The organism is Undibacterium sp. 5I2, from assembly GCF_035019605.1.
In the GTDB taxonomy this organism is placed as follows: Bacteria; Pseudomonadota; Gammaproteobacteria; order Burkholderiales; family Burkholderiaceae_D; genus Undibacterium.
On record NZ_JASJVS010000073.1, the window covers coordinates 1 to 18,177 of the forward strand.

Sequence of the window (18,177 nt, forward strand, 5' to 3'; positions counted from 1 at the left end):
TTGCCGCCCATGATTTACGAAAAAGAAATGGCAGAAAAAAAACCTATTGATGTGTCCGAAATAACTTGACCACTACAATCCATTAAGTTGTTAAGCGCGTCGACCTTCCTTAGTTTTTTCCACTTTTCGTTGTAACACGAAAATCGGCTGCGCCCAGTCGGCATCTTTCTTCTTCTTGCTGGTAATGAGCGTCAGTTCCGAAGGATCGTAGACATCGGTATTGTGGGTCAGAGGCGTGGTCATCAGATACTGTGCATCGGTATTTTTCAAGAACTCACCGACCAATTGAATATTGCGAATATCGAGATGGGCAAACGGTTCATCGATGAACACAAAGCCACCCGAACCATCTTCCGATTTCAATAAGCCGATCAGCAGTATCAAGGACTTCATCACTTGCTGGCCACCTGAAGCCTCGCCGTCATTCATGCCTATCGGCCCCTTGCCATCGAATTTGAAACGCACATGCAAACCGGCCTGAGCCAATTGGATATCATCATTTTCCAACTTCACCGGATCGGTATGCACTTCAATCCCGGCCAGCTCGCCGAGTTGCTTGATATTTTTACTGTAAGACTTGATGGTGTAGCGCAGCCGGTCCATATACGCGGCGCGCGCATTGACGGTGGCTTCGATGGCGCGGTTATTCTGATAGCGGCGCTCATCGGTTTCCGCTTGCCGACCCAGCAAAAGCGTGTTGAGACGGGTGTACTGATCGACCACCGTGCCATCAATTTCCCAGTCATCGCGCGCCAAATTATTACTCAAACTGCGGATACGCAGTTCGATCTGATGGACATTCTCATGCTCGGCCACCAGCGCCTGCCGGTGTACGCTGCGCTTCCACGCTGGCGGCAAATTGTGCCAAGTACTGCGCATGCCGGTCAGAATATCGTAGTGCGCGCGCCGTTCTTCGGCATGGCGTTTCTCAGCGGCGCGAACTTGTGCTTCGGCGTCCGCAATCGCCGCCTTCGCTTGTTCCCAGCGCAAATGCGCGACCGAACGTTGTTCGGTCGCTGCCTTGAGCAAGGGTGCGAGTTCACCGAGCCGCCCGCCGACCTGCATGCGTTGCTGTTTCAGCGGTTGCGTGCTGTGCGCGGCTTCGTCAAACTCAGCATGGCGCGCCGCTAACTCTTTCGCCGCATCGACTCCGGCCAAGCGCGCTTTACAGGTACCGATTTCGCCGGCCAGCTTACTGATCTGCATGGTCAACACATCTTCTTGCGATTGCAGGCGCGGCAGTGATTTCAGCAAGGCCTCGAGGCGTTGGCTGCGGCCGGCATTACCGAAGCGGTAACGAGAAACTTCGACAAACAGCGAACGTCCGCCACGGCGCTCGAAGTGGTAAGCCTCAGGAGTGATCCACTCCTGCGAGCGCGGCAGTTTCATGCCGGCTTCGACCGATTTCACCGTCACGATGCGCTGTAACTGCTCGATCAACCAGGCCGGTGCCTGTGCACTGAAATGCACTACCGATAACAAACTCTGGTCTTTTACCGACGGAGCGCTGACGCGATCGGGCACGATGAAATGATTGTATTTCTGTTTTTCCCCGATCCGGTAAGCGGCCGCCGCATCACTGGCATGATCGAGCAAAATCACCGAAGTATAGCCGCGCAACACGCCTTCGACCGCCGCTTGCCACTGCGGATCGCTGACCTCGACGATCTCGGGCAGCATGCAATGCGCGATCTCGGCTTCCTGCAGCGCGCGCCGCATTTGCCGCACATTTTCCGGGTCGGGCAAGGCCGATTTACTTTGCAAGGCGGCGATGGTATCCATCTCGGCAGCGATGCGTTGGCTCAGACCGTCGCGCTCGGCCTTTTGGCGGCTCAATTGCGCTTCTTTTTTCTCCACTTCATCGGCCACATGGGCGACATCGGGATCAGCTTCCGCCGCTAATTTCTGCAGCCGCGCTTTTTGTTCCAGCAGACTTTCCTGCGGCTTGAGCTTGCTGTTAATTTGCTGTAGCTTTTCACGCAAACCGGCTTCTTCCGCTTCGAGCGCAGCTTCGGCTTGCTTGGCGGTTGACACTTGTTGTGCCTGTTGCGCCAAATGCCCGCGTCGCTCTGACAGCGCGGCATCTTGGCTCTTGAGCAGACGCCGCCCATTGCGCAGCGACAGACTGGTCGCAGCGGCACCGGCCAGAGCTTCATGGTATTGCAAGGTCGGTAGAATTTCTTCCTGCAAATCACGCTTTTCGCGCTGCAAGCCTTCGTACTGATGATAATTGGCTACCCGCAGACGCAAACCTTCCAAATTGGTTTTAGCCCCCTCGAGTTCAGTCTCGAAACGCTGTAATTCGGTTTCGGTATCGCGCTGATGGCGCTTGGCATCGTCATACGCATCGAGGACTTCTTTATCACCGAACACTTGGAACACCAGATCGAGCAACTGACGCGGCGCGTATTCGCACAGCTTATCGGTTTCACCCTGTTCCAGCGCCAGCACTTTACCCATGGCATTCGACAAACCGGCATGCGCGAGCCGCTTGCGGTAACTTTCCACCCCTAGCCAGTCATGCGCCTCCTGCACCTCTTCGATATCGACGCGACCGCCGCGCATCAGATACTGACGCTTCCAATCGCCACCGTTTTTTTCTATCTTACAAAACAGTGTGACTTCGTCATCGTACAGCCCCGACATGCGGAACGGCCGGTTCGAAATTTGCGGACCAACCGCACTGTTATCCACTACCGAGCGTATCCACGCGGTTTGTTGGCCGGAATGGCGCGCATAGTGTTTATACGAACGTCCCATCGAACACTCGAGCCCGAACAAGGTGCGCAGAGCATCGAGCAAGGTGGTTTTACCCGAGCCATTTTGACCGGCGATGGTGATGATCTTGGCATCGAGCGGAATATTTTTGATGCGTTGCCAATAATCCCAATGCACCAGTTCCAGCGATTTGATATGAAACATGGCTTATTCTTTTTCAGTGGAGAGGTCGGCGGCGTCGCTGTCGCTATTGTGGGCGTTCGCGTCGGCGTGCGTATCATCATGCTCGACGATGGCATCGGGCAGAGCAGGGGACGCAGCACGCGCGGCCGGGATTTGGAAAATATCAGACAAGGCACCGTTGATGATGCGGTCTTTCAGACGGTCGGTATCCATCAACAGATCGAGCAGTGGCCCTTCCAGGATCAAATCACCCTTACGCTCGACAAAACCTAAACGCGCCAATTGGCCGAGGTTCATATCCATGCGCGTTTTTTTACCGAGCTTGTCGCCGAAATCGGCCAGCAGGGCGCGATACGACATGCCGATCGAACTGTCTTCCGCACGTGGCAAGGGTTTCTCCTTACCGAACATATCGTTCTGATCTTCCTGCGCCAGTTGGTGCGCTTCTTGCCGCTCACGCTTGGGTAAAATAATCAATGACCACAACACCACCAGCAAGGCCACGCCATCGCGTGCCAAGCCGAAATTATTGTTTTGCCAGGTGTCTTTGGTACCGAACACTTTCGATTCACTGTCGCGCGTCAGCGCCAGCGTGACATGATCGGCATACACATTATCGATGAATTTCATGCCACAGGCTTTGAGACGAGCATCGAGTTCGCTGCGGAAAATTTCATCCGACAAGGCGCGCTTGACCAGCTTATCTTCACGTCGCAGGGTCTGATGCGCGAGCAAACGCGCGATCAGAATTTGTGCATCTTCAGTCATGGGGAGTCCCGTCAGGTGGCAATGGCGTGCGAATCAGGCTGGCCACCGACATCGCGGCGACCTCGCTGTCGTGCAGCTTATGCATTTTATCTTTGGAGTTGAATGTCAGCGGCAGGCGCGCCAGCAGTGCGGTCGCGCCTTGCAAGGCCGATTCATTGATATCGCCAAGCAAGGGCAGCATCGAAGCACGGTAAGAGGCGATGGAAAAATTGGCCGGCAATAAAATATCCTGCAGCGCCAATGGCTGCGCGCTCGCGGCGCTGGCTGTCAGCAAGGCCAGCCAATGATCGAGCTCATGCAAGGCATCGCTATCCTCATTGGCGACCGAAATCGCATTTTCACCGACCGGTAAGGCACCGGCGACGGCCGACACGCGCTGGCTCAGTAATTCACTCTCAGCCACATCAACCATCTCCGAAGGCGTGATGAACAAGGGCGTCACCGGGCTGGCCAAGGCCTCGTCGGCCAGAGATGCCAAATCCTCTTTTTGCAGCAACCAGGTTTTGATATCGGTGGTCGACAAGCCCGATTGACCGAGGTGTACACGCTGGCGCTCGATCTGATTCAAGGCGCGCGAAAACATCCCCTGCATATTGAGCAGCGCACTCTGCGCCCGACCGATCGCTTGCGCGGCCCTATGTGTAGCACTGTCGGCGCGGCTGTCATGGGTAATGGCGAGAATAATCTGCGAGCCTTTTTCTACCCAATCGCAAGCCGTATGCCATTTTTTCTGCGCCGAGCGCAGTTGAAATTCAGAACCGGATGCAATCGCATCGGAAAATTCCTCGGTCAACTCGATCAAGCGCCCCAACAAATGGTGCAATTGTTCTACCGACACCCCACCAACCGCCTGCGCACCCGCCACTTGAGTCAGCATATAACTCATTTCCGCCGGATCGTGCTGGTCTTCCGCTTGCAGTAACGAAGCCAAGGCCGCCAAGACATTGCGTGCCGTCGGCGCGATGCGATACACCGCTTGGCTGGCATCCCAGATCAGCAAACCGGTAGAACGCAAGCGCGCCAGCGCCGTTTCCAGCGCTTCCGGTTCCAGATAGCCGAGCTTGGCATTGATATCGGCGCGGCTCAGCGAAGGCGAATCGACATCGGCGCTCAGCTCGCGCAATACCAACAGACGCAGCAACACGCCATTGAAACCGCCATGAAACAGCGCCGTAAAGGCCTGTATCACCGGCTGGCCACGTCTCAAGGGGAATACAGCGGCAACGTCATCGGGAGAAATCCCGCTTTTGAAATACGTCTGCAGAGCGAGGTCATCCTCAGTCTGGACGGGAGAGTCGTCACTAAAATTTTGCATGCGTCATTTGGTGAATACGTATTTTGTTATTTTGATAATATGGTGAATCTCCTCGCTATTATACCCGCATCAAAAACATGGATAAATATAGTGACATTTTGGTAATGTTAATTATTTAACGGATTGACGATGAGGTTAACGAAACTAATGTCTATTACGATCATTTCCTTCCCTAGCATCTTATCGGTTAGCGAATCTGTGAAAGCAGAGAAGCCGACTAGGGACGCGCGGATTCCATCGCAGCGGAGTTGACCGTTGTCAATGAAGATGCGCTGTAAGGCGACGCAAGTGCACCTCAGTGAAGGCGGGCAAACCGCTTCGATTAAATCCACGCTCAGCGCCATAGCAATCGCCAGCTTCAGAGGCTGTCGCGAAAACCTGGCGGACTTTTTTTATCTCTGAAGCCACGCAAGCCAGGTCATTTTCGCGCTCCTTTGGCGGCAACCCAGTGTCGTTTTCAGCACTGGAAACGCGTCGACGAAACGCACCGAGGCGATGACGCCGACCGCGCACCCGCAGTAATGCTAAAACTCATGCCACTCCCCTGAATCTGCCGCCAGTAAAGGCGTATTCGTGGCGTTACGGCGCGGTTTGCTGCTTAGTGTAGATGCAACTGCTGCTTTGACCGCACTTGCGCGTCGTACCGTGGTCACTTTTGCTGGCGCAGCCGGGCGTTTATCGAGCGCTATCGCCGCCGGCAGGTCGGCGGCATGGAGATGAAACACACTGACGACCTGGACTAAACTATTCGCTTGATCTTGCAAGGATTGCGCCGCAGCGGCGGCTTCTTCTACTAAGGCAGCATTTTGTTGGGTGGCATTATCCATGGCGATGATGGCTTGATTAATTTGGTCTATACCCGAGGTTTGTTCTTGGGTTGCCGCGGTAATCTCGACCATGATATCGGTGACATGGCGAACACTGTCGACGATCTGGTTCATGGTCGTGCCAGCTTGGTCGACCAGTCTGGTACCAACTTCCACTTTTTCTACCGAATCGGCGATCAGGGTTTTGATTTCCTTGGCGGCGCTGGCTGAGCGTTGTGCCAGATTGCGCACTTCGCTGGCGACGACGGCAAAGCCACGCCCTTGTTCACCGGCACGCGCCGCTTCCACCGCCGCATTCAAGGCCAAAATATTGGTTTGAAACGCAATGCCATCGATGACGCCGATGATGTCTGAGATTTTTTTCGATGAGGCATTGATCGAACTCATGGTGTCGACCACTTGCGTCACCACTACGCCGCCTTTGATTGCGACTTCGGAAGCCGACATGGCCAGCACATTCGCTTGGCGCGCATTGTCGGCATTCTGCTTCACGGTACCGGTTAATTCATCCATCGACGAAGCGGTTTGCTCCAAGGCACTCGCTTGCGCCTCGGTACGTGAAGATAGTTCGAGGTTGCCGGAAGCGATTTGCCCCGATGCAGCGGCGATGGTATCGGTGCCAAGCCGAACTTCACCGACTACCGTTACCAGCGCGGTATTCATGTCTCGGAGTGCCGCCAGCAGTTCGCCGGTTTCATTCGAGGTCGAAGCGACCATGACCTGCACCGTCAAGTCGCCTTGCGCCACTTTCTTGGCAAGCTCCACTGCCTCGCGTATTGGTGTGACGATGTTACGTGCCAACCAGAAGGCGATTAACATCGCCAGCGCTGCGGTAGTGATGCCACCGCCAATCAAAGTCCATTGTGTTTGCGCTTGCAGCGTTGCCGCGCTCGCTTCGCGTTGCGTCAGTAAAGTCTGTTCGGCGGCAGCGATGGAACTGATGAGCCCACGCATCGCATCCATGCCTTGCTTGCCCTTGCCAAGTTGCTCATCGGCTACCACGCCCTCCATTTGGCTATCGCTACTATCGGTGCGCAACTGGATGGCTGGGTCAATGGCGCTACTGATCCATGATTGTTGGTTTTGATCGAGTTGTTGCAAGCGCAATTGTTGCTCGGCATTATCGGCCGTCAGCGCTTTGGCTTTATCCAGATGTTGGCGTAAGCTAAGCTTGCCTTGCTTGTAGGGTTCCAGCGAGGCAGGCTTGCCGCTCAGAGAAAAACCGCGTTGCCCGGTTTCGATATTGATCAAGCTTTCCAGTATAGAGCTTACCTCGTCCAGCACCTGATAAGTATGGATGTTGCGCTGGTTGGCCTCGTTGGTCTTGGCTAAATTGGTGCAAGCGATAATAACAAGCACGATTAACAGGGCGATCACTGCGCCAAAGCCAAAATACAAGCGTGGGGCAATTTTGAGGTGGGAGAATTTCATAGTAGTGTGGCTCATCTGATTTGACACGGTAAGTCGGTATCCTCGCGCTGCAAGGAGGATAGAGGCGATGGTGTAATTGGCAATCAGGAGTGTAAAGCTAAGCAATAATCACTTGTGCTTGGGCCGCCGCTTGCCAGTGGCAATATTGCCATAGGACAATATACAGCAGTTATGCGTGCTGACCGGTATGCCGCTAAGTATCGCTGGAAACAGAGGCTGACTTTAACGATAAGTCACAAATCTGTGCTTAATATGTCGACAGCTTGCCGCTGGCAATTAAGCACACCCTTGGCAGCCGGTGACGCCTGCAGCTTGAGTACGGCCAGGAGCTGCGGCGCATAGCGGCGCATCAGAATAGGGTATAGCTCAATCTGGCAGTCCCGATACGCCAAGCAGACCTTGCCTTGCTTACTGCGAGTCAGTGAGATACAATGTAACTCACACTGAAAGGAGGCCGCTATGGCTACCACCACAATGGTTCACGTCCGCGTGGACGAAAAAATTAAGGCGCAAGCCACCGAAACCTTGGCCGCGATGGGCCTGTCTGTTTCCGATGCAGTGCGCGTGTTTTTGATGCGCGTCGTCGCCGACAAGCAAATGCCGTTTGCGCTTAAGGTGCCGAACGTTGAAACTCGCGCCGCGATGGTCGAGGCTGACGAGATTGCACGCACGCATCGCGCCCGTTTTGACTCTGCTACTGAACTGTTTGATGACCTCGAAAAGAACAGCCGCAAGTAAGCGCGCTCCGCTACCTCGTGCTGCGGACTATGCGAAGTCCTTTCTGAAAGACTGGGAACGGTTGTCGCGGGCTGGTTGCTATGACATGAACCGACTCAAGGAAGCGATGCTGCTGCTGATCGCCAACGATGGCCCCCTCGGGCCGGAATGGCTCGATCACCCTTTGGGTGGTGACTGGGAAGGACATCGGGAGTGCCATATCGGCGGCGATTTTTTGCTGGCCTACAAGCTAGATGACGGCGGGAAGCATTGCTTGATTGTGTTCGTGCGCACCGGCACGCATGCCGATTTGTTCGGTTAACGAGAGGCGCGTGACGTACCCTATTAAGGAGACCATGGAAACTCATGGTGAAATGGAACAACAAGAATGTCCACAAAAAATAATAGCTCAGTCCTAAAACGATGAAGATCGTGAAGGCACTGCCGCGACTGGACATTCAATCATTTAATTTGCAATTTTCTCATTTGAGATGAAATATTTAGCCTAGCGATAATACTAAAAAAATTAAAGGGAATTATGATTTACGTAATACTAGTACTAATAGTATTAGGGCTCGTAGCTTGGGCTTTAAATCGTAACGTGCAACGTTTGAATAAAAACTGTCTTTTTAATTTTACAACTTGGCTTGACATATATAAACATGCCGATGGTGCGGAAAAAAAAGGGATGGCTACGGCCCTTATCCTTCAGACCCTGAATTTATCGACTGCACTAGGTGCAATCAGCAATAGTGAAAATTTAGAACTATCCGACCACCTAAAAAATGCAGACCGCGTTCAGGTATTAGAAGAATGGCTAGAGCTAGGATTACCAATTGTTATAGAGGTAATTGGTAAAGAACACGTCGCAACCAGCCAAGCCAGACAGATTGGCATGTACATTTTGGTTTGTTTGAAAGGCGTAAACCCAACCGGCGACCTAAAGCACTTCCTCGCACGGAATCTCGTATAAGTGCTCCTGCTGAAGCAAATTCAGTAGTCTCAACATCACTTCCTATGGGAGTGCTTGGAGTTCTGTGAAATCAGTTTCATAAGCTTACTTAGGTGTAGCGACCTGACAGGTCGCTACACCTAGCGTGCTATTTTTTCCGAATTCTGTGGACACCCGTGATAGCGCAGTCGGCGCGCACGCCAGTGCGCTTATTTACTCCTTGATAGAAACGGCCAAAGCGTGCGGACTGGAACCGTACACATGGTTGCGACGAGTCATACGCAGCTTGCCGCTGACGAAGACGGTAGATGAGGCGCTGTTGCCGTGGAATTTGCATAAGCACGATTTAGCCAGTGAAACCGTTGCTTGAATAGGTTGTTGATGGTGGAGCGCTTACCTTATTCAGATCCGATCAGCGCCCGCCCGCTTATTTAAAGACGGTCTGACGCAAATGCTTGCTGAGATAGCGGTACTGCAGCAACTGTCTATGCGCAGATTCCCGTCGCTCTGGTGGTGCCTGCAGTAAATCATGGGTGATCTCACGCGGGACGCAGTAATAACGCCGCCGGTTATTGTGCATGGACAGAATGCGCCAGCCCTGTGCGGCCAGCCATTCCCATTGTTCATGGTCGATCGCCGTAAACAACTGCATTTGCAAGCGTTCGCGTATCAGCGTGCTGCCGAAGGCCGGTTTTTCCTGGATCGGCAACAAGGCACGCTTGCGCCGAATCCGCAACAAGGTGCGCAGACCATTTGTAATGGCAACATAAAGCGTAGTTTGCATGATCATTCTTGCCGTGTAAAAAACCTGTCTTGATTGTAGACGGGAATGATCAAATGGCCAGTTTTATTATTGTAATAATTGTAACTACAACGCAAGCTACAACTCAATGGATCGTCGCAAGCGACGATGGAAAAGACTCTGGAAGGGGTTTGCATCCCCTCCCATCGCGTCGCTCCTTCGTCGCTCACCGGCCAAAAGAGGCTGTCGCAAAAGGGTATTGAGTCGGTATCATTACCCCGACTGGTGGCCGCGTCGTTCCTGCGTGCTTTTGGCAGGAATCCAGCGACGTTCGTGGTTAACTGAAAATGCCAAAAATTGTGGCATTTTCAGTGTAAAAAACGACACCAGGTTCCCGCCAAAAGCACGCGGGAATGACGAGGTATACGGTGTTTCAGGTGTAAAAAAGCGTCCATCAGGCTTTTGCGACAGCCTCTGAAGGCCGGGGTTTCAAACCCTAGTCAGATTTTTGATGATGGTGAGCCAGCGCTGCTTACGGTGTTGACTCTCAATTACTCGCTGATCGGATCGAGCGCCAAATGACGCGCCAACTCGCCACCATCGCCATGCCAAAAATCGCGATCGGCTTGCTTTACCCGTTCAGCCGCCTGCACCATATGTTCCGTTGCCGCAGCGCGCGCCAGTTCAGGATTTCCCTGGGCAATCGCACTGACGATTTTTTCATGCTCTTGCAGCACTTGAGCAGAAAAATCGGTACGCCGTGCCTCGTTGGCACGCGTTACCTTGACCGCCAACCTGGTCGGCTCAGCAAACATTTTCACAAACTTCACCCAATACGGGTTGCCGGTTGCTTCGGCGATGTTCAAGTGAAAGCGCACGTCTTCCTCCACGCCGTTGACCCCGGCAGCAACGGCTTCTTCGATGCGCCGCAAAGCGTGTTCGATTTCTGCCAGTTGCCCGGGAGTGCGGCGCACCGCCGCCAGTGCCGCCGTTTCTGCCTCCAAACCGCGCCGCACTTCGATCAGATTGAGTAAGGATTGTACCGATTGCTCGGTCAATTCCGCTTCCTTGGCGCTGCGCAGCGTTTCTGTTTGACAAAGAAAGGTACCGCTACCCTTGCGGGTACTGAGGATGCCGCCGCTCTTGAGCAGCGCGATCGCTTCGCGTATCACCGTGCGGCTGACGCCAAAGTGCAAGGCCATGGCTTGCTCGGAAGGCAGTCTGGTGCCTGGTACCAAGTGATCGTCGTGTATTTTTTGTAGCAATTTATCGGCTACGCGCGCGCCCAGCGTACCGGCCGCGAAGCCGCCGTGCGCGTCGCTGGGAAAGGGGAGGGAGAAAATCGTTTGGTCCATGGAGCTGTTCTTTCTTGCAGTCCTCCGAGTGGAGGATCGATGCATTGATTATACAAACATACAGCTTGACACGCATAAAATAGACAAATATCATACAACAAAACAGATTTAATACAAGTTGCCCCTCGCACGGCACGAGCAGCACCAATCAGGCGAGTTCTCACTCATCCACCACATTATGGAGATATTGATGGCAAATTCAGGACTAAACACAACAGGGAGGGGCGGCCGCTCGGCCTCTGCGTCCACAGTCGACGCAGCAGCGGTTTATCGCAAAGTCACATGGCGCATCGTGCCATTCTTAATGCTGTGTTACATCGTCGCCTATCTTGATCGTGTCAATGTAGGCTTCGCCAAATTACAGATGTTGACTGATTTAAAATTCAGCGAAACCGTGTTCGGTCTTGGTGCCGGTGTTTTTTTCATCGGCTATTTCCTCTTCGAGGTACCGAGTAACATCATTTTGCATCGCGTCGGCGCTCGCGTCTGGATCGCGCGCATCATGATTACTTGGGCTGTCTTGTCCGGTGCCTTCATGTTCGTCACGACGCCGTTCATGTTTTACGTCATGCGCTTTCTGCTCGGCTTGGCAGAAGCGGGCTTTTTCCCCGGTATCATCTTGTATTTGACCTACTGGTACCCGGCCGAACGCCGCTCGCGCATGGTCTGCACCTTCATGACTGCCATTCCCTTAGCTGGCGTGATCGGTGGGCCGCTGTCCGGTTGGATCATGGAATCCTTTTCCGGCGTTAATGGTTTGACTGGCTGGCAATGGATGTTCATTCTTGAAGCAATACCGGCTATTTTCCTTGGCCTGATCGTACTGCTGTATCTCGACGATGGTATTCGCTCGGCGAAATGGTTGACTGAAGCAGAAAAATGCTTGCTCGAAGAACGCATCGACCAAGATTCCAAAGACAAGGTTGCTCACCCATCTTTGCGTGCCGTATTTAGCGACGTCCGCGTGTGGCTGATGGCTTTGATCTATTTTTGCTGCGTCATGGGGCAGTACGGTTTGACGTTCTGGATGCCGACCCTGATTAAAACTGCCGGTATCAAAGGCGTCTTCAATATCGGTCTGTTTACCGCGATTCCGTATTCGGCCGCCGTGATCACGATGCTGGTATTAGGACGCAGTTCGGATAAAAGCCAAGAGCGCCGCTGGCATTTGATGATTCCTATGTTACTCGGAGCGGTAGGCTTGGTTGGCAGTGCCTTGGCCGGTACCACCAATACGGAAGTTGCCATCGTTTTCCTCACCATCGCCGCTGCCGGTGTACTGTCTTCGGCACCCTTGTTCTGGAGTTTGCCAACAGCGTTTTTAAATGGTGTCGCCGCTGCGGCTGGTATCGCCGCCATCAATTCGGTCGGTAACTTGGCCGGCTTCGCCAGTCCTTACTTGATCGGTGCGATCAAAGATCTCACGCATTCGACCGATATTGGCATGTACGCCTTGGCCGGTGTGCTGGTGTTCGGTGCCTTGGTCGTGTTCAGACTGCCGGCCCGCATGGTGAATCGTTAATTTTGCCGCCACCGGCTTTCTCAATAGGAGTATTTAAATGACAGTACAAATCAAACGCGTTGGCGTGATCGGTCTCGGTGCCATGGGTATGGGCATCGCCCAATCTTTATTACGTGCCGGTTTCGAGGTGCATGCCTGTGACGTGCGGCCGGAAACGGTGCAAAAGTTAGTCGACTCAGGGGCACACGCTGCCGCCACCCCGGCAGCCCTGGCCCCGCAGGTCGAGGCCTTGCTGATCGTCGTCGTCAATGCACAACAAACTGAGCAAGTACTGTTCGGCGAACATGGCGCGGCTGCCCATTTGGCACCGGGTGCGGTGGTGATTGCCAGTGCCACGGTGGCACCGGAATTTGCCGAAGCATTGGGTGCCCGTTTGGCGGCACTCGGTTTGCGCTTCATCGATGCACCGATTTCCGGCGGTGCGGCTAAGGCTGCCGCAGGGGAAATGTCGGTCATGGCGGCCGGTGCACCGGCTACATTCGAGGTTTGCGCCACGTTGTTTGATGCAATTTGTGCCAAGCTGTACAGGCTCGGTGATCAACCGGGCCAAGGCTCGAAGGTCAAAATGATCAATCAACTCTTGGCCGGTGTTCACATCGCCGCCGCCGCGGAAGCGATGGCACTCGGTATCCGTGCCGGTTGTGATCCCGATGCCCTGTACGAAGTCATTTCCAACAGTGCCGGCAGTTCGTGGATGTTCCAGAACCGCGTACCGCATATCCTCGCCGGTGATTACCGACCGCTGTCTGCCGTCAATATCTTTGTCAAAGATTTAGGCATTGTGCTCGACTACGCGAAAAAAAGCGTCTTCCCGCTGCCGCTCTCGGCAACCGCGCATCAAATGTTCATGCAAGCTTCGGCGGCAGGCTTTGGTGCGGAAGATGATTCTGCGGTGGTGAAAGTATTCCCTGGCATCAGTTTGCCGGTGCCATCCGCAACTGATCAAGCTGCATAAGGGGAAATAACATGGCTGTGTTACTTGGATGTATTGCCGACGATTTCACCGGTGGCACCGACTTGGCCGGCATGTTGGTGAAAGCCGGCATGCGTACCGTGCAATTGATCGGCGTGCCGGACGGTCCGCCGCCTGAGGATGTCGATGCCATCGTGATCGCCCTCAAGTCGCGGACCAGTCATCCCGATGAGGCGGTTGCCGAGTCCTTGGCGGCTTTGCGCTGGTTGCAGCAAGCGGGGGCGCAGCAATACTATTTCAAATATTGTTCGACCTTTGATTCTACCGCGCGCGGTAACATCGGCCCGGTAGCCGAAGCGCTGATGCAGGCACTCGATACCGACTTCACCATCGCCTGTCCGGCGTTTCCTGCCAACGGACGCACGATTTACCGCGGCTATTTATTCGTCGGTGATGAATTGCTGAGCGAATCAGGCATGCGCAATCATCCGCTCACGCCCATGAATGACGCCAATTTGCTGCGCGTCTTACAGCAGCAAGTGCAAGGCAAAGTAGGCTTGGCCGATTACCGCGCGGTCGAGCAGGGTGAAAGTGCCATCGCCGCACGCTTTACCAGCTTACGCGAACAAGGCTGTCGCTTCGCCGTGGTCGATGCCGTGTCAGACCGCGATCTGATAGCGATCGGTGCCGCCTGCGCCGATTTGCCTTTGGTGACCGGCGGCTCCGGCATCGCCCTCGGGCTGCCAGAAAATTTCCGCCGCCGCGGCTTACTCACGCGACGTGATGTGGCCGATTTACTACCGGCTACCGGCGGCTGGCGCGCAGTGATCTCGGGCAGCTGCTCCGTCGCTACTCAACAACAAGTCGCCTACATGCGTTTGCATGCACCGGCATTCCAAATCGATCCACAACAGTTAGCGCGTGGCGACGATGTCGTCAGTGCCGCACTTGAGTGGGCAGCGGCGCATCGCGATGTCGGCCCTATCCTGTTTTATGCCACTGCCGCGCCCGAGAATGTACGTGAAATCCAGCAGCAACTGGGCGTAGCAGCGGCCGGGGCCTTGGTCGAGCAAACGCTGGCCGCCATTGCGCGCGGCTTGATACAGTTAGGTGTGGGACAATTGATCGTCGCCGGTGGTGAAACCTCGGGTGCGGTGGTCAAGGCGCTCGGTGTTTCCGGTCTGCGCATCGGGCCGGAAATCGATCCTGGTGTACCATGGACTACCACCTTACCGAGCGCGCATGACAGTGGCAGTATGCCGCTGGCCTTGGCGCTGAAATCCGGTAACTTCGGCAGCACCGATTTCTTTCTGAAAGCCTGGAGCAAGCTAGCATGACTGTCGCCATCCACAGCCACGCCGAAGAGTCGCGGCAGCGTGAGCAGATCGTCGAATTCGGGCGCTCACTGTTTGAACGTGGCCTGACCGCCGGTAGCAGCGGCAATTTGAGCGTGCGTTTGGAAGATGGTTGGTTGCTCACCCCAACCAATGCCAGTCTGGGTCGGCTTGATCCGGCCAAACTCTCCAAGCTGGACTGGAATGGCCGCAGCATCAGTGGTGATGCGCCGTCGAAAGAAGCCTTTTTACATCGCGCCATGTATCAAAGCCGCGCTGCTGCTGGTGCGATTGTGCATCTGCATTCCACCCATTCGGCCGCGATTTCCTGCATGTGCGGCTTGAATCATGCCGATTGTATTCCGCCGCTGACGCCTTACTTTGTGATGAAAATCGGCCGATTGCCCTTGGTACCCTACCATCGCCCGGGCGACCCGGAACTGGCTGGCGTCATCTCTGCATTAGCGAACAAGCATAGTGCGGTGTTATTGGCCAACCACGGGCCGGTCGTGTCCGGTTCCAGCATCGAGGCCGCCGTCTATGCCGCCGAAGAACTGGAAGAAACCGCCAAGTTATTCCTGCTGTTACGCGACGAGCCTTATCGCGCGCTCGATACCCAACAAATCGATGAACTCAAATCAGCTTTCGGGCTCGATCTCTAATTCGGAAACTACAATGCCAAAATTCGCTGCCAATCTTACGATGATGTTTACTGAAGTCCCGTTTCCGCAGCGTTTTGCTGCCGCAGCGGCGGCCGGCTTCCAAGCCGTTGAATTTCTCTTCCCTTATGATTACACGCCGCAGGAAGTAGCCTCATGGTTGCAAGAAAATAAGCTCGACAGTGCATTGTTCAATTTGCCACCCGGTGATTGGGCCGCCGGCGAGCGCGGTCTGGCGGCGCTGCCAGGACGCGAAGCAGAATTCCAAGCCGGAGTCGCTCGTGCCATCGAGTACGCGTTGGCGCTCGGTACCAAGCGGCTGCACATGATGGCCGGACTGATCCCGGTCGGTGCCGATCATCAACTGCACAGCGAGGTGTATTTGACTAACTTACGTTACGCCGCCCGCGCAGTGGCTGAGCACGGCCTGACCCTGTTGATCGAGCCTATCAATACGCGCGACATGCCAGGCTATTTTCTCAATTCGCAAGCGCAAGCCCATGCGCTCAGAACTGCCGCCGGCGAGTCGAACATCAAAGTGCAAATGGATTTCTACCATGCGCAAATCGTCGAAGGTGACTTGGCAACAACGCTGAAAACCTATTTCAACGACGTCGGCCACATCCAGATTGCCAGCGTTCCCAGCCGTAACGAACCTGACGATGGTGAAATCAACTACCCGTATCTGCTGCGCTTGCTCGACGAATTAGGTTACCAGGGTTGGATCGGCTGTGAATACCGTCCGCGCGGTCGCACCGAAGATGGGCTGGCATGGATGGCTGCCTATCAGCAGGAACGTGCACAATGAAAGTCCTCATTACTGGTGGTGCCGGCTTTCTCGGTCAGAAGCTGGCGCGCGCATTGTTGGCACGCGGTACGCTGAGCAATAGCCAAGGCGTGCTGCAAACTATCGACCAACTGATTCTGATCGATGTGATCGCAGCACCCGACTTCGGTGACAGCCGCGTCAAAGTCGTCACCGGTGACATCACCGATGGCGTCCTGCTGCGCCAACTGATCGACGCTGAGTGTACGTCGATCTTTCATCTGGCCGCCATCGTCAGTGGTCAAGCCGAAGCCGACTTCGATCTGGGCATGCGCATCAACCTCGACGCCGCCCGCCTGCTGCTGGACATTTGCCGTGAGCGCGCACACCAACCCAAGCTGGTTTTCACCAGCTCGGTGGCGGTGTATGGCGGTACGCTGCCAGACTTGGTACAAGACAGCACCGCCCTCAATCCGCAATCTTCGTATGGTGCGCAAAAAGCCATCGCCGAGTTACTGCTCAATGATTTCAGTCGCAAGGGCTATGTTGATGGTCGGGTACTGCGCCTGCCCACCATCAGTGTTCGACCCGGCAAGCCGAACAAGGCCGCCTCATCATTCGCCAGTGGCATCATTCGCGAGCCTTTGCACGGTGAATCATCGGTTTGTCCGGTCGCGCCGGAACTCGGTCTGTGGTTGCTCTCGCCGCAGCGCGCCATCGAATCGCTGATACTCGGGCATGAACTGCCGGCCGCTGCATTCGGCGTCAGCCGCACCATCAATCTGCCTGGTTTGGCGGTGCGTGTCAGCGAAATGGTCGCCGCACTCGCTGTCGTGGCCGGTCCAGAGGTGGTGGCACGTATACAGTATCAGCCCGATCCTGCGATTGAACGTATCGTGCAAAGCTGGCCGAGTGCTTGGGACACGACGCGCGCGCGCCTGTTGGGCTTTTCTGCCGACGAGAATTTTGCCGCCATTATTCGCGCCTATCTCGCCGACGCGTAGAGTGAAATTGAGAGTAGCGCTTCCAGAATCGGCAGTGTGAGTACGCGTCAAGCTGAAATGTAAGAAAATACATGTAGCGCCGACTGATCTGAGTATCAGTTTGCGCATATATATAGAAGCACATTTCAAGGAGCCTCACATGACACAAACGACGACACAAACGACGATGGAAGTCGCCACCCTCGGTGGCGGATGTTTTTGGTGCCTCGATGCGGTGTATCGGCAAATCCGCGGCATCCACAGCGTAGTCTCCGGTTATGCCGGCGGCAGTGTCGATACGCCGAGTTACGAACAAATATGTACCGGACGCACCGGCCATGCCGAAGTAGTGCGCCTGACCTATGATGCCAGCATCATCAGCTACCGCGATCTGCTCGAGATCTTTTTCACTATCCATGACCCGACTACCTTGAACCGTCAGGGTAATGATGTCGGTAGCCAGTATCGTTCGGTGATCTATTTTCACGACGATGCCCAACGCGCCATCGCCGCAGAACTGATCGGCACCACGGCGGAACTGTGGGATGCACCGGTCGTTACCGAACTCACGCCGGTGCCGCGCTTCTATACAGCTGAAACCTACCACCAAGATTATTTCCGCCAAAATCCGCAGCAAGGCTATTGTTCTTATGTCGTGCAACCGAAAGTCGCTAAGGCGCGCAAGGCATTTGCGACCAAGTGGCTGGCGTGATTTAAAATAATATAAATTATTTACCCTATCTACTTGCGCTGCCCGCCTGCGCTTGCTATAGTCCGACTCCCGCTGACGAGTGCAGCGAGATAGCAACAAGGCAAGCGTCTTACCCCGGCAATGTTTGAATAAAACGGCGTCAAGTAAAACAGGGTATTGACAGCAGCCGGTAAGTACTGCATAATCTCGTTTCTCTGCTGCTGACGAACACAACGCTTCGTAGCAAACCTCGCAAGAGGAAGCGGAAAAGAATACGGTTCTTTAACAATTAACAGTCAAT

Annotated in this window: 16 protein-coding genes and 1 pseudogene; 11 read left to right on the forward strand and 6 right to left on the reverse strand. The window is 54.6% G+C overall.

The window, feature by feature from the left end; genetic code table 11:
• Window positions 1-90: 90 nt before the first annotated feature.
• The 4 genes from QN359_RS17680 to QN359_RS17695 all read right to left on the reverse strand — a co-directional run bounded on the left by QN359_RS17680 (window position 91) and on the right by QN359_RS17695 (window position 7,242).
• On the reverse strand, window positions 91-2,922 hold the full coding sequence (locus QN359_RS17680; protein WP_322250945.1) for an ATP-binding protein: 2,832 nt from the start codon (window positions 2,920-2,922) through the stop codon (window positions 91-93).
• Between the two features lie 3 nt (window positions 2,923-2,925).
• The gene (locus tag QN359_RS17685; RefSeq protein ID WP_322250946.1) at window positions 2,926-3,669 is read right to left on the reverse strand and encodes a hypothetical protein; all 744 of its coding nucleotides are present in this window, start codon (window positions 3,667-3,669) and stop codon (window positions 2,926-2,928) included.
• Window positions 3,662-4,984: a hypothetical protein gene (locus QN359_RS17690; protein ID WP_322250947.1), complete on the reverse strand. Its 1,323-nt coding sequence runs from the start codon at window positions 4,982-4,984 to the stop codon at window positions 3,662-3,664. The genes QN359_RS17685 and QN359_RS17690 overlap by 8 nt, the downstream gene beginning before the upstream one ends.
• A 524-nt stretch (window positions 4,985-5,508) precedes the next feature.
• The gene (locus QN359_RS17695; protein ID WP_322250948.1) at window positions 5,509-7,242 is read right to left on the reverse strand and encodes a methyl-accepting chemotaxis protein; all 1,734 of its coding nucleotides are present in this window, start codon (window positions 7,240-7,242) and stop codon (window positions 5,509-5,511) included.
• A 459-nt stretch (window positions 7,243-7,701) separates the two neighbouring features.
• On the opposite strand from QN359_RS17695, the gene QN359_RS17700 reads away from it, so the two are divergent.
• From QN359_RS17700 to QN359_RS17715, 4 genes and pseudogenes are all read left to right on the forward strand, one after another.
• Window positions 7,702-7,980: a type II toxin-antitoxin system RelB/DinJ family antitoxin gene (locus QN359_RS17700; protein ID WP_322250949.1), complete on the forward strand. Its 279-nt coding sequence runs from the start codon at window positions 7,702-7,704 to the stop codon at window positions 7,978-7,980.
• Complete coding sequence (locus QN359_RS17705) at window positions 7,952-8,281, forward strand: type II toxin-antitoxin system YafQ family toxin (RefSeq protein ID WP_323493357.1); 330 nt, start codon at window positions 7,952-7,954, stop codon at window positions 8,279-8,281. The genes QN359_RS17700 and QN359_RS17705 overlap by 29 nt, the downstream gene beginning before the upstream one ends.
• 279 nt (window positions 8,282-8,560) lie before the next feature.
• Entirely contained in the window at window positions 8,561-8,932 is a 372-nt protein-coding gene (locus QN359_RS17710) for a hypothetical protein (protein WP_322250950.1), read from the forward strand.
• A 157-nt stretch (window positions 8,933-9,089) separates the two neighbouring features.
• Window positions 9,090-9,281: pseudogene (locus QN359_RS17715) on the forward strand (transposase domain-containing protein); the annotation flags it as partial.
• Window positions 9,282-9,338: 57 nt separating this feature from the next.
• Here QN359_RS17715 and QN359_RS17720 read toward each other — a convergent pair.
• Both QN359_RS17720 and QN359_RS17725 read right to left on the reverse strand, forming a co-directional pair.
• A complete protein-coding gene (locus tag QN359_RS17720) occupies window positions 9,339-9,695 on the reverse strand; it encodes a hypothetical protein (RefSeq protein WP_322250951.1) in 357 nt (118 codons plus the stop codon).
• 509 nt (window positions 9,696-10,204) lie between these two features.
• Window positions 10,205-11,008, reverse strand: coding sequence for a FadR/GntR family transcriptional regulator (locus QN359_RS17725; RefSeq protein WP_322250952.1), 804 nt, complete (start codon window positions 11,006-11,008; stop codon window positions 10,205-10,207).
• A 190-nt stretch (window positions 11,009-11,198) separates the two neighbouring features.
• On the opposite strand from QN359_RS17725, the gene QN359_RS17730 reads away from it, so the two are divergent.
• From QN359_RS17730 to msrA, 7 genes are all read left to right on the forward strand, one after another.
• Window positions 11,199-12,530 carry an MFS transporter gene (locus tag QN359_RS17730; RefSeq protein WP_322250953.1) on the forward strand — a complete coding sequence of 444 codons (1,332 nt, stop codon included), beginning with the start codon at window positions 11,199-11,201 and terminating at the stop codon, window positions 12,528-12,530.
• A gap of 37 nt (window positions 12,531-12,567) precedes the next feature.
• Window positions 12,568-13,485, forward strand: a complete 918-nt coding sequence (gene ltnD, locus QN359_RS17735; RefSeq protein WP_322250954.1) for an L-threonate dehydrogenase — start codon at window positions 12,568-12,570, stop codon at window positions 13,483-13,485.
• An 11-nt stretch (window positions 13,486-13,496) separates the two neighbouring features.
• Window positions 13,497-14,780: a 3-oxo-tetronate kinase gene (gene otnK / locus QN359_RS17740; protein WP_322250955.1), complete on the forward strand. Its 1,284-nt coding sequence runs from the start codon at window positions 13,497-13,499 to the stop codon at window positions 14,778-14,780.
• The gene (otnC, locus tag QN359_RS17745) at window positions 14,777-15,439 is read left to right on the forward strand and encodes a 3-oxo-tetronate 4-phosphate decarboxylase (RefSeq protein WP_322250956.1); all 663 of its coding nucleotides are present in this window, start codon (window positions 14,777-14,779) and stop codon (window positions 15,437-15,439) included. The genes otnK and otnC overlap by 4 nt, the downstream gene beginning before the upstream one ends.
• Window positions 15,440-15,452: 13 nt before the next feature.
• Window positions 15,453-16,244, forward strand: a complete 792-nt coding sequence (gene otnI, locus QN359_RS17750) for a 2-oxo-tetronate isomerase (protein WP_322250957.1) — start codon at window positions 15,453-15,455, stop codon at window positions 16,242-16,244.
• A complete protein-coding gene (denD, locus tag QN359_RS17755) occupies window positions 16,241-17,206 on the forward strand; it encodes a D-erythronate dehydrogenase (protein WP_322250958.1) in 966 nt (321 codons plus the stop codon). Before otnI ends, denD begins: the two co-directional genes overlap by 4 nt.
• 139 nt (window positions 17,207-17,345) lie before the next feature.
• Entirely contained in the window at window positions 17,346-17,897 is a 552-nt protein-coding gene (gene msrA / locus QN359_RS17760) for a peptide-methionine (S)-S-oxide reductase MsrA (protein WP_322250959.1), read from the forward strand.
• Window positions 17,898-18,177: the final 280 nt, after the last annotated feature.

Coding starts and splice junctions, on each gene's coding strand:
- QN359_RS17690 (WP_322250947.1), bottom strand. CDS start 4,984: ATGCAAAATTTTAGTGACGACTCTCCCGTCCAGACTGAGGATGACCTC.
- QN359_RS17695 (WP_322250948.1), bottom strand. CDS start 7,242: ATGAAATTCTCCCACCTCAAAATTGCCCCACGCTTGTATTTTGGCTTT.
- otnK (WP_322250955.1), top strand. CDS start 13,497: ATGGCTGTGTTACTTGGATGTATTGCCGACGATTTCACCGGTGGCACC.
- QN359_RS17705 (WP_323493357.1), top strand. CDS start 7,952: ATGACCTCGAAAAGAACAGCCGCAAGTAAGCGCGCTCCGCTACCTCGT.
- QN359_RS17680 (WP_322250945.1), bottom strand. CDS start 2,922: ATGTTTCATATCAAATCGCTGGAACTGGTGCATTGGGATTATTGGCAA.
- msrA (WP_322250959.1), top strand. CDS start 17,346: ATGACACAAACGACGACACAAACGACGATGGAAGTCGCCACCCTCGGT.
- ltnD (WP_322250954.1), top strand. CDS start 12,568: ATGACAGTACAAATCAAACGCGTTGGCGTGATCGGTCTCGGTGCCATG.
- QN359_RS17700 (WP_322250949.1), top strand. CDS start 7,702: ATGGCTACCACCACAATGGTTCACGTCCGCGTGGACGAAAAAATTAAG.
- otnI (WP_322250957.1), top strand. CDS start 15,453: ATGCCAAAATTCGCTGCCAATCTTACGATGATGTTTACTGAAGTCCCG.
- denD (WP_322250958.1), top strand. CDS start 16,241: ATGAAAGTCCTCATTACTGGTGGTGCCGGCTTTCTCGGTCAGAAGCTG.
- QN359_RS17685 (WP_322250946.1), bottom strand. CDS start 3,669: ATGACTGAAGATGCACAAATTCTGATCGCGCGTTTGCTCGCGCATCAG.
- QN359_RS17730 (WP_322250953.1), top strand. CDS start 11,199: ATGGCAAATTCAGGACTAAACACAACAGGGAGGGGCGGCCGCTCGGCC.
- otnC (WP_322250956.1), top strand. CDS start 14,777: ATGACTGTCGCCATCCACAGCCACGCCGAAGAGTCGCGGCAGCGTGAG.
- QN359_RS17720 (WP_322250951.1), bottom strand. CDS start 9,695: ATGCAAACTACGCTTTATGTTGCCATTACAAATGGTCTGCGCACCTTG.
- QN359_RS17725 (WP_322250952.1), bottom strand. CDS start 11,008: ATGGACCAAACGATTTTCTCCCTCCCCTTTCCCAGCGACGCGCACGGC.